The organism is Rickettsia sp. Tenjiku01 (assembly GCF_001653015.1).
GTDB classification, from domain to species: Bacteria; Pseudomonadota; Alphaproteobacteria; order Rickettsiales; family Rickettsiaceae; genus Rickettsia; species Rickettsia rickettsii.
In genome coordinates this window covers 44926-57928 of the sequence record NZ_BCMR01000006.1, presented here as the reverse complement: position 1 = coordinate 57928, position 13003 = coordinate 44926, and the positions used below count along the sequence as shown (strand labels likewise).

Sequence of the window (13003 nt, the reverse complement as noted above, 5' to 3'; positions counted from 1 at the left end):
ATGAAATTTTAAATACTATTTTGCTAGGTTGTAGATGTTATTGCATGGATACTACTAAATCGTCATTGCGAGCAGCCGTAGGCTGCGTGGCAATCTCATGAAATAATAACAAACTCCTGAGATTGCTTCGTCAATTACTGACGTAATTGCCTCGTAATGATGAAAAATAACAATCTCACCTTAACCATTGATTGAAAAACGTACTATAAAACAAACTTAGCTAAGTCGAGATTAGTTATTATTTTTGATAATTGATTTTCTACGAATTTATCATCGATAGTTATTTTTTTGCCTTTCATTTCGCTAGCTTCAAAGCTTATATCCTCAAGCAAATTCTCAAGTATAGTATGCAGCCTTCTAGCCCCTATATCTTCGACTTCTAAATTAACGGTGATCGCATAATCCGCTATCTTCTCAATAGCAGAAGCAGCAAATTCAAGACGTACGTCTTCAGTACCTATTAACGCCGAATATTGTTTTATTAAACTAGTTTCAGGCTCAAGCAATATTTTAATCATATCATCTTTGGTAAGCGAATTTAATTCTACTCTAATCGGTAACCTTCCTTGTAACTCCGGTAATAAATCAGAAGGTTTAGCAATATGAAAAGCACCGGAAGCAATAAATAATATATGATCGGTTTTAACCGGTCCATATTTAGTATTAACCGTCGTGCCCTCTATCAAAGGTAGCAAATCTCTTTGCACTCCCTCTCTACTTATTTCAGCATTTTTTGCTCCGGAACTACCAGTTGAAGCTATTTTATCAATTTCGTCAATAAAAACTATACCGTCATTTTCAGCTAAATTTATAGCTTGCTGAATAATTTTTTCTTGGTCTATTAATTTTTCTGATTCTTCAGGTATAATAATAGCCATAGCATCTTTAACTAGCATTTTTTTTGTTTTAGTCTTACTACTGCCAAGGGCTCGTCCAATCATATCGCCAAGATTAAGAACGCCCATAGATGCTCCCGGCATACCCGGTATTTCAAAACTTCCACCGCCGACAGGTGTAGTATCAGCTACGCTAATTTCAATTTCCGTCTCATCAAGTTTACCGTTTAAAATTTTTTCTTTGAACTTTTCTCTAGTCTCACTACTAGAAGTTTTACCTACTAAACTATCTAATATTCTCTCAATCGCTTTTTCACGGGCATGAATATCTACTTTCGTTTTTGCTAAAGTTTTTTCAGTATTAACGGCTATTTCGACTAAATCACGAATTATTGATTCTACATCACGCCCTACATATCCGACTTCGGTAAATTTAGTTGCTTCAATTTTATAAAAAGGAGAATTAGTCAGCTTTGCAAGGCGTCTTGCTATTTCCGTTTTCCCGACACCGGTTGAACCAATCATTAAAATATTTTTCGGTACTATTTCATTACGTAAATTACCTTCTACTCTTTTACGACGACAACGATTTCTAAGTGCAATAGCAACAGCTTTTTTGGCCTTTTCTTGACCTACGATAAATCTATTAAGTTCATTCACTATTTGAGAAGGGGTAAGCCCCATAGGGTCTTTTTTATAAGTAGTTTTAGTAGCTTTCATACAACTTTTTCCATTATAATATTATGATTAGAAAATACACACAAATCTGCAGCTATATTCATAGATTTTAAAGCAATTTCTTCAGCAGTTAAATTATTCTCGTAAGACATGAGAGCGCGAGCGGCAGATAGCGCAAATAAACCGCCTGAACCTATTGCTGCAACATTATTTTCAGGCTCTACGACATCACCGTTACCAGTTAAAATTAATATATGACTACGATCAGCAACAATCATCATTGCTTCCAAACGTCTCAAATATTTATCGCTACGCCAATCTTTTGCAAGCTCAACTGCACTTCTAAGTAAATTATGCTTATGCTGCTCTATCTTTACTGCAAGCTTTTCAAATAACGCAAGACCGTCAGCCGTAGAACCCGCAAAACCGGCAATAATTTTATTATTTGCTATAGTCCGAAGTTTTCGTGCTGTAGATTTTAGTACGGTATTACCATGCGAGACTTGTCCATCTGCTGCTATAATTATTTCTTCGTTCTTTTTTAAACAAAGTATTGTTGTACCGTGTAAGGATAAATTATCTGACATAATATAAAATTTATTGATATTAAGTTGTTAATTAAGTACTATTAGAATTACTGTTAAGTAGACGAATAGACGAAGTTTAATTTGGAAAAGAGCAAGGAGTCTGTAAGCCGAGGAGCGGAGCGTATATTAATACGTGAGCATCCAAGGACTTACCAAAACGACGTAGCCAATTTTCCAAATTAAACGAGTATACTTGACTAATCCAATTTAATTAATTATTGTCCCTTGAATTTTCAAGGCTTAAACTTAAATAATGAATATATACGCAATATACATTAACTCCACACAAAAAAATAATAATTTTATTGTTATTGCAGAAGGCTTTTCATGGATAGCGGCTCTTTTAAGTATATTTTGGGCATTATACCATAAAATGTGGTTAATTGTTGCTATTGCCGTAATAGCGAATATAATCGTTACGGCGATTAATATTGAAGAGTTAAAGTTTATATTTAAGATAGTCTTAATATTAGGCTTCGGCTTTTTTGCTTCAGATATTAGAGAAAATCATTTAAAAAGAAATAATTACCGACTAGAAGATATAATAATTGCCAACTCTAGAATTGAAGCTGAATTAAAATTTCTAAAACGTAGTATGCTTGTTTAACAGCAACGTGGTTTCATAAATATTAAATCGTCATTGCGAGTAGTCGTAGACTGCACGGCAATCCAGAAAAAAATTAAAGAAATGCTAAAATTAGCATTTCTTACTGGATTGCTTCGTCAAAACTTACATTTTTTACTCGCAATGACGGAAAATTAAGCCATACAATAAAGCTTTTAACAGGAATAAAATGATGTATAACAAAGAAAATGTTTTTGCAAAAATTATAGGTAAAAATCTTCCGGCAGACATAATTTATGAAGACGAACAAATTTTAGCATTCAAAGATATAGCACCCGTAGCACCTGTACATATTATCGTTATACCTAAAAACGAATATATAGATTATGCCGATTTCATCTCTAAAGCTTCTATAGACGAAATAAAACATTTTTTTGCTAAACTTTCTGATATAGCAAATGAAGCGGGTTTAGATAAAGACGGTTATCGTTTAATAACTAATCAAGGTGAGAAATCGGGACAAACTATTTTTCATTTCCATTTCCATATTATCGGAGGTAAAAAACTCATCGGATTAATAAATAATGACTAAAAAATACAATATTGCAGTAATCGGAGCTACAGGAAATGTAGGGCGTGAAACTCTAAATATTCTAGCTGAGCGTAATTTCCCCATTAATAAAGTTTATGCTATAGCTTCAGATAGCTCTCTAGGGCGGGAAATAAGCTTTGGAGAAAAAATACTACAAATTAATAGTTTAAAAAGTTTACATTTTGACGATATCGATATTGCTTTTTTTTGTGCAGGTTCAGAAGTGTCAAAAGAATTTATACCAAAAGCTACTGCTAGTAATTGTGTAGTTATCGACAAATCCTCACTTTTTCGAGTTGATAATCAAGTGCCGTTAATTGTACCTGAGGTTAATTTATCAACACTTAAAGAGTTTAATACTAAAAATATCATAGCTAACCCTAACTGTATCGTCATTCCGCTTGCAGTAGCATTAAAACCGCTAGATAATGAAATAAAGATTAAAAGAGTAGTGATATCTACTTATCAATCAGTATCAGGAGCAGGTAAAGCAGGAATGGACGAACTCTACGACCAAACAAAATCTAAATATGTTTTTGGAGAGAATGATCCTAAGAAATTTCCAAAACAGATTGCATTTAATCTTTTTCCTCATATAGGTGATTTAAATAAAGATGGCTATACAAGTGAAGAAGCAAAAATTGCTTCTGAACTAAACAAAATTATAGGTAATCACTTTAAAGCTAGCGTTACTTCTGTTAGAGTACCAGTATTTATCGGTCATTCTATATCGGTTAACATAGAATTTAACGACAAAATTGATGCCAAAGAAGTCGAAGAAATATTACAAGATGCCGATGGAATTGTTACAATTTCTAATAATAATTACCTTGCGTATATCTCACCCGTTGAAGTGGTAGGCGAAGATGCCGTATATGTCTCCCGAATTAGAAATGACGTAAGTAGAGATAATACGATAAATCTATGGATCACATGTGATAACTTACGTAAAGGAGCAGCTTTAAACAGTGTTCAAATTGCTGAAGAATTAATTAATAATTATTTATAATATAACTAATATGGATAATAAAAATAATAATCTAAATAAAAAAAACCCACTAGTAATAGCATTAGGCGAATGTAGAACAGCTTTTTGGATAGTCTTTTGGTTTGCTTTTGTAATCAACTTACTAATGTTAATTACTCCTCTTTACTCACTACAAGTTCTTGATAGAGTCCTTGGAAGCGGTAATCTACAAACATTATTATTTTTATCAATAATAATCGCATATATTTATTTTGTTTACGGATTATTACAAATTGCTCGTTCTTTTACACTTATAAAGGTCGGAGAATGGCTTGATAGAACAGTAGCTCCCGTAATTTTTGCTTCTTCAATTTCTGCAGCTGCAACACGAGCAAATATGGGTTCTAGCCAATTATTACGTGATTTTCAAGCCGTCAAAACATTCCTAACAAGTACCGGAATTAATACTTTATTCGATGCCCCTTGGAGCCTTATCTATATTGCGGTTATTTTTTCAATTCATCCATATATCGGTCTTATTACCGTTTTTGGTGCAATTATAATAGTTTCAACCGCTTTCTTTAACGCTGCAGCTACTAATAAAACACTTGGTGAAGCTACCGAATTTTCGATCAAAGGTATGACACAAGCCGATATTGCAAACAGAAATGCAGAAGCAATTGAAGCAATGGGAATGATGAAGAATGTTACAAAAAATTGGCATAAATTTAACATATTAGCACTTGATAAGCAATCGGTTGCTAGCTATCGTAACGGTGTTATTTCTAACTTTTCAAGGTTTATCCGTAATATAATGCAAATGGCTGTTACCGGAGTCGGTGCTTACATTGTTGTAAAATCTCACAGTGCAGATATGACTCCCGGTAATATGATTATGAGTTCTATCATAGTCGGTAGAGCTCTTGCTCCTTTCGATAATGCTATTGATTTATGGAAAAGTATGAGTGGTGCTATTAAATCATACAAAAACATTAATAATTTATTTAACACTTATTCTTCTAGAGACGAAACGATGCCAATTCCGAACGTTGATGGTCATCTTACTGTTGAAAATATTTATTATGCTCACCCTATACCGAAATATTTACCGCAACCTCCCGTACCGAAATATATCTTAAAAGGCGTTAGTTTTGCAGTACAACCGGGCGAAGTTTTAGCAATTATCGGTCCTTCGGCTACAGGAAAATCAACTTTAGCTAAAATCATAGTCGGGGTATGGAAAGAATCATCAGGTTCCGTACGTTTAGATAGTGCTGAAATTTATCGTTGGAATAGAGAAGATTTCGGTAGACATGTCGGCTATCTTCCTCAAGGAATAGAACTTTTTAGCGGTAGTATTAAACAAAATATAGCTAGAATGGAAGAAGATGCCGATCCGCAAAAAGTTATTGAAGCAGCTAAAATAGCCGGAGCTCATGAAATGATATTAAGATTCCCTGACGGTTATGATTCTGATATCGGTCCTGCAGGCTCTAATCTATCAGGTGGTCAAAGACAGCGTATCGGGCTTGCTAGAGCTTTTTACGGTAATCCAAAACTCATCATTTTAGATGAGCCTAATGCTAATTTAGATGAGGCAGGTGAAGTTGCCCTTGCAAGTGCCTTAAAACAAGCAAAACTTAAAGGAATAGCAGTTCTTGTAATCTCACATAGACCATCCGTATTATCCGTTGTTGATAAAATTCTAATATTACAGGATGGAGCCGTTGCAGTTTACGGAACGGAAGAAGAGATTCAAAAACACTTTAAAACTTTAAAAAGCGGTACCATTCATATTAATAACTAAAGTGTCATATCGTGACTTGATTGGTATTGTTGCATGGCTTCCAAATCATCATTGTGAGGGAACTTTAGTGAGCGTGGCAATCTCATGAATTCTATCGAGATTGCTTCGTCAATTACTACGTCATGTCCTCGCAATGACGCAAAATACAAACAATACTGACTAAATATAATAATGATTAAATATTATGCAGGACTTAAAACACAATAAACCTCACATTACTCCGGAACAATTAAAACAATTATTGTCCTTAAGAGAAGATGTGTTAAATCTTAAAGGTCAAAGTTCTAAACGTAAAGCTTTAATAAATACTACATTAAAGAAAACCTCTAATGCTATAGAATTCTTATTAGTAAAACTTGATAGGTTTGTTAATTTTATTACCAAGAAAACCGATAAAGATCGTAATAACGTAGCCCAAGCTGCAAGATCACCTATACTTTTCGGTGTTTATGTTATAATCTTTTTAGTATTAATAGGTGGATTATGGTCGGCTCTTGCTCCGCTTGATAGTGGTGCTGTAGCTATCGGTATCGTAATGCCAAGCACAAATAAAAAAACGATTCAACATCATGAAGGCGGAATAATCAATGCTATTTATGTGAAGCAAGGTGATAAAGTCAAAGAAGGCGATAAATTAATAGAGCTTGAAGAAACTAGAATAAAAAGCGAACATGAAAATATTCTTGGTCAGTACCGTAATTTTTTAGCAACTGAAAATCGTTTAATTGCCGAACGTGATAATTTAGAACAAATCGAATTCTCTGATTTTCTAATGCAGGATATCAATTTACCGGAAGTAGCTAAAATAATTCATACGCAGGAAAATTTATTTAGATCTAGAAAAGAAGTATATAACTCAGAGAAAGATGCATTACATCAAAATATTGCTCAACTTGAGAAAAAAATTGAAGGTTTAGAAGCAAAAAAAGTTGCCGCCTCCAAAACTGCTGAAGTTTATCAAGACCGTTTAAAAGCTTTAAGAACGTTAAAAGAAAAAGGCTTTGTACAAAAAGCAGCCTTATTAGACCAAGAGGCAAAAGTTGCCGCTTCAAAAAGCGATGTTGCAACAACTGAAGCCGAAATAGCAGGAATACGCCATGCTATTACCGAAACTCAAATTAAAATTATAAATCAACAAAATAAATACACTGAACGGACTTTAACAGAGCTTCGTGAAGCTCAAGTACAAACCGCATCTCTTAAAGAAAAATATAATGCCCTGACGGATTCGCTTAATCGTGTGATAATCAGATCACCTGTTGACGGTATAGTTAATAATTTAAAATATCATACAATAGGCGGTGTTATAAGTCACGGACAACCTATTATGGAAATTTCGCCAACTAATGACCCATTAATAATAGAAGCAAAGGTATCTCAAAAAAACATTGACTCAGTACATGAGGGATTAGTTGCAAAAATACGTTTCAGTGCATTTAAATCAAGAACAACTCCAACATTTACCGGTAAAGTAGTAAGCATATCTCCCGATATCGTACAAGATGAAAGACAGCATCCGGGACAACAGCAAGATAATTATTATGTTGCAAGAGTTGAAATCGATATGGATGAATTTAACAAAGTTGCTAAAATTAAAAATCTTGAATTACACCCCGGTATGCAAGCTGAGGTACAAATCGTAACAGGTACTAGAACACTACTTAGATATTTACTTGATCCCGTTACTGATACTGCATTTAAAGCTTTCAGAGAAAAATAGATAATTTGAAAATTTTAAGTTAGATAACTTTACGAAACCTAAATATTTACAATATTTATTAAAAATTCTTAATCCTTTATTGACTTTGCATCAAAAGCAGTATAGCTTATTTTGTAATCTAATTAATATACAAAGGTTATGTTAGGCTACGAAAAAGAACAAAGAAGTTTAAATACAGAACAAAAACAAGCAGTCGGATTACTTTCTATAGGTACATTTCTAGAGTATTTTGACCTTATGCTTTATGTGCATATGGCGGTGCTTTTAAATAATTTATTTTTTCCGGAATATGATCCTTTCACTTTTTCGTTGCTTACTGCCTTTTCTTTCTGTTCTACCTATTTGCTAAGACCTATAGGAGCATTAATATTTGGGTATATAGGCGATCATTTTGGACGTAAGATTGTAGTTGTTTTAACTACCCTATTAATGGCTATTACTTGTGTGATTATAGGCAGCATGCCAACATATGCACAGATAGGTATAACAGCCTCTTGGGTTCTTACTATATGTCGTATAATTCAAGGTATGTCAGCAACTGCAGAAGCACGAGGTGCAGAGCTGTACTTAACCGAAAATTCATCTCCTCCTATACAATATCCATTAGTAACAATTATAACCGTATTTTCTGCCGTAGGCACTACGGTAGCACTAGGTATTGCATCAATTTTTACCAATCAAAATATTTATCACCATGAGTCAAGTTGGCGTATAGCCTTTTTCGTTGGTGCAACTATCGCTTTTGTAGGTACTATTGCAAGGACTAGTTTAAAAGAAGCAGAGGCATTTTCAAATAAAAGAAACAAATTAAAACTAAGACTTCAAGAAAATAATATTATGCTTGAAGAAATTGACAAAGATATTCTAGATCAAAAAGTTCCAAACACCACTTCTATTTGGTATTTCTTTATCCAGTGTGCTAGACCACCGTGTTTTTATTTCGTATATATATATTGCGGTGATATATTAAAAAGAGAATGTGGATTTACTCCAAATCAAATTATAAATCAAAATTTTTGGGTATCTATAATAGATTTACTCGGTATTATCGGTCTTGCATTTATTAGCTATAAAATCCATCCTTTAAAAATCCTAAAGGTAAAATTATATCTATTTTTTACCTCTCTCATTTTTTTTCCTATAATGTTAAATTATAACCCTACTCCTGTATATATTTTTATTTTTCAATGTTTAGCTGCATTATTCGTATTTGATCACGTACCAGCAGCTCCTATATTTTATAAATATTTTCCGGTTTTTAAGAGATTTACATATACTAGTATGCTAAGTGCAATAGCAAAATTATTTACTTATATTATAACGTCATTTGGTTTAGTTTATATTACCAATTATCTAGGATATTGGGGATTATTTTTAATTTTCATTCCGGTAGGTATAACTTTTTTTATGGGAGTAACTTATTTTGAGAAAATGGAAACGAATCGCAATTTATAATTTTATTAAAAGTAGAATTTATATTAAATTTTAAATTATTTTTATAACATTCAGCATATATAAGCTCTGAAACTGAAGGTATTTCAAGTATTTCACTTAACACTAAAAAGCTTTTTAACGTCTCTTTAATTATTTTATGAGCTTTTTCAGGCGATTTTGCTTCCAAAGTTTGTAAATTATGTATTCTATCAAAAAGTTTTATAAGAGCAGTATCGTATCTTTTTTGTTTAATTAATAAACTAAGACTTTTCTCGCTACTTATTTTGCCCCAAGGTTTAATTCTAGTTAGACCTGCTACATGCCTTGCTACTTCTTCATCAAAAATATTGCTAATTATTTCTTCAGTAAGTTCAGTATCTTCAATAGTGTCATGAAGTAATGCAGCTTGTAGCATTCTAAAAGTAAAGAGTTTAGGCACTTCTTTTGCTACAAATTCCGCTACCATAATCGTTACTGCGATTGGATGAGAATAATAAGGGTCACCTGATTGACGCATTTGCTCACCATGATATTTACGAGCATAATAAATACCTTTTTGAACTTCTCTAATATCGATAGGTTGTTTTACTTGGGTATTTAAAAATAAAAGCCTTTCGATTAATTGATCTGAATATTTACAGTTTTCAAAATTTTTTTCCCAATATTCTATATCTTTCATACAATCGTCCCATTATATATATATTATTTTATTGGTTTTTTTGATGATTATCTTTTATATTTTCTTTTTAAAATACAATTATTATTTATTAAAAATCTCTATATTTAATAAAATTGCTATTTTTAATGCTAAAAAATAACTATATATTAAAAATAGTTTTTTACAAAGGTTTATATGTCATTCTTAACTATCACCTACATTTTTCTCATTACAACAATATTTCTTTTTCGTCTGTATGGCTTAGGAAGTATTCTTTCAAGGGTTTTGTAAAAAGAACATTATAAAATCTTTTACCAAAACAGCAGATTTTAGCTGTTATTATAGCATCTTTAATATTTGGGATACATATTTTTCAAGACTAATATATATAGCTTTAAGCACTATATGCGGTTTTTTCTATGGTTATGCATATTATAAAACAGGCAAAATATTATGCTCTGTGATAGTTCATTTCGGTCTAAATTTATGCCATGTATTATTATTTACTTATCCTGCTCTTAAAACTTTGTGAAATCAATGTAATTTTAATAGACAAAGTGATAGAGTTTTTTTATTTACAAATAGTAAACATAATAACTAAGTTTTATGAACAAAGACATCCCTACGGATTTATTACCTTCAGAATATGAGTTAGCAAGCTCTAGTAATGCCGCTTGACCCTATTTTAATGGAAGCAACCTTATTATTCTTGTTTGGTTATTGCTGCTACTGTTATTTCAATAATGAGTCAAAAGATATGGGGCTTGAATTAATCGGTGATCACCACGAACATAATGAATAATATTTTTTAATTATTGCATGGTTCTTAATGTCATTCCTGCGAAAGGCTTGCCTACGTGGCTCGAAAATAGTCATTGCGAGGAAATTATGAAATAATTGATGAAGCAATCTCAGGAGATTGTTATTCTTTCATGAGATTGCAATGCAGTCTACGACTGCTCGTAATGACGGGGTGGTATCCACGCAGGCAATGCCCAACCTACAATTTACTTGGATCAAAGCTAAAATTAATCTCTTTCCAATGGTTAAAGCGTGCAGAGTCAAGGTTTTCGATAGGGCTTGCTTGCCATACCGCTCTAATTGCATTATCTGCCAAAGCTTCACAAACACTAACCGGAATATTAGGACAGATTTTTTTGTTAACCTTTGCCTGCTCAACATTACCTGCTTTATCTAGCGTAATACTAATAATGACTTTCACCTTATTATTACCTCTAACTCCTGCCGGTACATTACTCCAATGTCTTTCAATCTGTCTTTTTATCAAAGATGTTTCACTATCGGAAAGAGGCAGCCCATCCGTATAAACCCCTTTAGCTTCTTGTGCATTATCAGCTTTTTTTGACCTTTGATGCTTATTGGATTTTACATTATCCCCTTCTGAAGATTGCTCTAAATGCTTCAGCAAAGAATCAAGCTCATCGGTTTTAGGCTCTTTTTTCTTCACCTCTTTAGGTTTCTCAGCCGGTTTCGTTTCCTCTTTCTTTTCTTCGGGCTTCTTCTTTTCTTCTGCTTGTTTTTTTTCTTCTTCTTTAGGTTTTTCTTCCTTTACTTCTTCTTTCTTCTCAGGTAACGCTTCTTTTGCTTCTTCAGACTTTGGTTCTTCTATAGGTTTTTTCTCGTCTATTTTAGGCTTTGCTTCCATTGTTTTAGCCTCATGCTCTTTTGCTTTTTCTTCTTTAGGCAAATCTTGCGGTTCTTCTTTTGGCTTACTCTGCTCAGATTTTTTAGCGTCTTCGTTTTCTATAGGGGCTTCTTTTTGCTTTGTCTGAGTGATAATATTTGATTTATCGCTAACAGGTAACATTTCAAAAGTTATAGTTTGTTCTTCCGGTAATTTTTCAAAAAGTGACGGCATACCGAATAGAAAAAAATATAAAAGAAGTAAGTGCAGAACAACAGAGAAGCTAAGGAAAACCGTAAAATTATCCTTATTTTGATTACTTTTCATTATTTTTAATATTTGAAATAAGAGCTACACGAGAAAAGCCGGCAGCATGAATTTCGGCAACTATCTCTACTACCTGCCCATAAGAAACATTTCTATCGCCTCTTACAAAAATTCTAGCATCCTTTTTTTCTTTAGTGATATTTGCAAGCTTGTGGGTTAAATGCATTCTTTCTATTGGAATTTCAAGTAAGAAAATTTTGCCTTTATTATTGATAGTAACAACCAAAGGCTCATCCTGACCTGAAATCGGGCTTGAATTTGTCTCAGGCAAATCCACGTTTACTCCTGACACAAGCATTGGAGAAGTAATCATAAAAATAATTAATAGCACAAGCATCACGTCAACAAGCGGCGTAACGTTAATTTCGCTCACTACCGCTCTTTTACTTTTTCTATTACTTCCGGCAAGCTTTATAGCCATTACATTTTCTCCTGATCAATTGCCTTAGAAAGTATAGAGTTTAACTCACTAATAAAATCTTCAATCTTATTATTGATAAGAGTAATACGGGCAATCAGATAATTATAAAAAATTACTGCCGGAATAGCTGCAAATAAGCCTATCGCAGTTGCAAGTAACGCCTCAGCAATTCCGGGAGCTACTACGGCAAGAGAAGTATTTTTTGAAGTAGCAATCGATTGGAAGCTATGCATAATCCCCCAAACGGTACCGAATAAACCTACGAAAGGAGCACTTGATCCAACAGTTGCCAAGAAGCTTAAATTTTTCTCGAGCTTTTCAACTTCCCTATTTTGAGCTAAATACATTGCACCCGTTATACGCTCTTTATGGTTGTTTTTTAAGCCTTCAGAAAGCCCTTTAGTGCTTAAGCTTTTACACTCATCCATAGCGGAGACAAAAATTAAAGCTAGCGGATTATTAACCGACCTCTTGATGCTTTCATATAATTGCTCTAATACTCCACCGGACCAAAACACATTTTCAAATGCCCGCATGCTTTTCTGCACTTGCACTAGCTTAAATATTTTATCCAAAATAATAGCCCATGACCAAATAGAGGCAATAAGCAACATCAGCATAACTGACTTACTGATAATGTCGGAGGAGCTTATTAAAGAAAAAATCGATAAATGATCTTGCGTAATGACTTCTAAACCGTCGCTAATATTAGTATCTGCACTCATTGAATATATATTCATTTAAATTATTCTAAAATTAAATAATA

At 33.1% G+C, this 13003-nt stretch carries 14 protein-coding genes and 1 pseudogene; 9 read left to right on the top strand and 6 right to left on the bottom strand.

Translation table 11 applies throughout. The annotated features are described in order from the left end of the window. Window positions 1–203: 203 nt before the first annotated feature. Window positions 204–1556: an ATP-dependent protease ATPase subunit HslU gene (gene hslU / locus TENJIKU01_RS02135; RefSeq protein ID WP_064429031.1), complete on the bottom strand. Its 1353-nt coding sequence runs from the start codon at window positions 1554–1556 to the stop codon at window positions 204–206. Next, window positions 1553–2101, bottom strand: a complete 549-nt coding sequence (gene hslV / locus TENJIKU01_RS02130) for an ATP-dependent protease subunit HslV (protein ID WP_004996101.1) — start codon at window positions 2099–2101, stop codon at window positions 1553–1555. Before hslV ends, hslU begins: the two co-directional genes overlap by 4 nt. An 81-nt stretch (window positions 2102–2182) precedes the next feature. Here hslV and TENJIKU01_RS07200 point away from each other — a divergent pair, with 81 nt between their 5' ends. The 7 genes from TENJIKU01_RS07200 to TENJIKU01_RS02100 all read left to right on the top strand — a co-directional run bounded on the left by TENJIKU01_RS07200 (window position 2183) and on the right by TENJIKU01_RS02100 (window position 9207). Beyond that, the gene (locus TENJIKU01_RS07200; RefSeq protein ID WP_014410558.1) at window positions 2183–2284 is read left to right on the top strand and encodes a palindromic element RPE5 domain-containing protein; all 102 of its coding nucleotides are present in this window, start codon (window positions 2183–2185) and stop codon (window positions 2282–2284) included. 70 nt (window positions 2285–2354) lie between these two features. After that, window positions 2355–2708, top strand: a complete 354-nt coding sequence (locus tag TENJIKU01_RS02125; RefSeq protein ID WP_064429030.1) for a DUF2628 domain-containing protein — start codon at window positions 2355–2357, stop codon at window positions 2706–2708. Between the two features lie 190 nt (window positions 2709–2898). Next, window positions 2899–3258, top strand: coding sequence for an HIT domain-containing protein (locus TENJIKU01_RS02120; RefSeq protein ID WP_064429029.1), 360 nt, complete (start codon window positions 2899–2901; stop codon window positions 3256–3258). Beyond that, complete coding sequence (gene asd, locus TENJIKU01_RS02115; RefSeq protein WP_064429028.1) at window positions 3251–4267, top strand: aspartate-semialdehyde dehydrogenase; 1017 nt, start codon at window positions 3251–3253, stop codon at window positions 4265–4267. The genes TENJIKU01_RS02120 and asd overlap by 8 nt, the downstream gene beginning before the upstream one ends. Before the next feature lie 10 nt (window positions 4268–4277). After that, the gene (locus TENJIKU01_RS02110; protein WP_064429027.1) at window positions 4278–6032 is read left to right on the top strand and encodes a type I secretion system permease/ATPase; all 1755 of its coding nucleotides are present in this window, start codon (window positions 4278–4280) and stop codon (window positions 6030–6032) included. Window positions 6033–6216: 184 nt separating this feature from the next. Beyond that, a complete protein-coding gene (locus TENJIKU01_RS02105; protein ID WP_064429026.1) occupies window positions 6217–7752 on the top strand; it encodes an HlyD family type I secretion periplasmic adaptor subunit in 1536 nt (511 codons plus the stop codon). Between the two features lie 138 nt (window positions 7753–7890). Beyond that, a complete protein-coding gene (locus TENJIKU01_RS02100) occupies window positions 7891–9207 on the top strand; it encodes an MFS transporter (protein ID WP_064429025.1) in 1317 nt (438 codons plus the stop codon). Here the strand turns inward: TENJIKU01_RS02100 and TENJIKU01_RS02095 are convergent. After that, a complete protein-coding gene (locus TENJIKU01_RS02095; protein WP_064429024.1) occupies window positions 9158–9865 on the bottom strand; it encodes an HD domain-containing protein in 708 nt (235 codons plus the stop codon). The two genes, TENJIKU01_RS02100 and TENJIKU01_RS02095, sit on opposite strands and share 50 nt — an antisense overlap. A gap of 277 nt (window positions 9866–10142) precedes the next feature. On the opposite strand from TENJIKU01_RS02095, the gene TENJIKU01_RS10335 reads away from it, so the two are divergent. Together TENJIKU01_RS10335 and TENJIKU01_RS10130 are read left to right on the top strand one after the other, a co-directional pair. Next, window positions 10143–10376 carry a type II CAAX prenyl endopeptidase Rce1 family protein gene (locus tag TENJIKU01_RS10335; protein ID WP_371440156.1) on the top strand — a complete coding sequence of 78 codons (234 nt, stop codon included), beginning with the start codon at window positions 10143–10145 and terminating at the stop codon, window positions 10374–10376. A gap of 74 nt (window positions 10377–10450) precedes the next feature. Continuing rightward, window positions 10451–10646 (top strand): annotated as a pseudogene (locus tag TENJIKU01_RS10130) (hypothetical protein). A gap of 198 nt (window positions 10647–10844) precedes the next feature. On the opposite strand, the gene TENJIKU01_RS02085 reads toward TENJIKU01_RS10130, so the two are convergent. From TENJIKU01_RS02085 to tolQ, 3 genes are read right to left on the bottom strand one after another with little or no spacing between them, the layout of a single operon-like run. Next, the gene (locus TENJIKU01_RS02085; RefSeq protein ID WP_064429023.1) at window positions 10845–11816 is read right to left on the bottom strand and encodes a hypothetical protein; all 972 of its coding nucleotides are present in this window, start codon (window positions 11814–11816) and stop codon (window positions 10845–10847) included. Continuing rightward, complete coding sequence (gene tolR, locus TENJIKU01_RS02080) at window positions 11806–12237, bottom strand: protein TolR (protein WP_064429022.1); 432 nt, start codon at window positions 12235–12237, stop codon at window positions 11806–11808. The genes TENJIKU01_RS02085 and tolR overlap by 11 nt, the downstream gene beginning before the upstream one ends. Beyond that, window positions 12237–12962, bottom strand: coding sequence for a protein TolQ (tolQ, locus tag TENJIKU01_RS02075; RefSeq protein ID WP_064429064.1), 726 nt, complete (start codon window positions 12960–12962; stop codon window positions 12237–12239). Before tolQ ends, tolR begins: the two co-directional genes overlap by 1 nt. Window positions 12963–13003: the final 41 nt, after the last annotated feature.

Coding starts and splice junctions, on each gene's coding strand:
- asd (WP_064429028.1), top strand. CDS start 3,251: ATGACTAAAAAATACAATATTGCAGTAATCGGAGCTACAGGAAATGTA.
- TENJIKU01_RS02125 (WP_064429030.1), top strand. CDS start 2,355: ATGAATATATACGCAATATACATTAACTCCACACAAAAAAATAATAAT.
- TENJIKU01_RS02110 (WP_064429027.1), top strand. CDS start 4,278: ATGGATAATAAAAATAATAATCTAAATAAAAAAAACCCACTAGTAATA.
- hslV (WP_004996101.1), bottom strand. CDS start 2,101: ATGTCAGATAATTTATCCTTACACGGTACAACAATACTTTGTTTAAAA.
- TENJIKU01_RS02105 (WP_064429026.1), top strand. CDS start 6,217: ATGCAGGACTTAAAACACAATAAACCTCACATTACTCCGGAACAATTA.
- TENJIKU01_RS02085 (WP_064429023.1), bottom strand. CDS start 11,816: ATGAAAAGTAATCAAAATAAGGATAATTTTACGGTTTTCCTTAGCTTC.
- TENJIKU01_RS02100 (WP_064429025.1), top strand. CDS start 7,891: ATGTTAGGCTACGAAAAAGAACAAAGAAGTTTAAATACAGAACAAAAA.
- TENJIKU01_RS02095 (WP_064429024.1), bottom strand. CDS start 9,865: ATGAAAGATATAGAATATTGGGAAAAAAATTTTGAAAACTGTAAATAT.
- tolR (WP_064429022.1), bottom strand. CDS start 12,237: ATGGCTATAAAGCTTGCCGGAAGTAATAGAAAAAGTAAAAGAGCGGTA.
- TENJIKU01_RS02120 (WP_064429029.1), top strand. CDS start 2,899: ATGTATAACAAAGAAAATGTTTTTGCAAAAATTATAGGTAAAAATCTT.
- hslU (WP_064429031.1), bottom strand. CDS start 1,556: ATGAAAGCTACTAAAACTACTTATAAAAAAGACCCTATGGGGCTTACC.
- tolQ (WP_064429064.1), bottom strand. CDS start 12,962: ATGAGTGCAGATACTAATATTAGCGACGGTTTAGAAGTCATTACGCAA.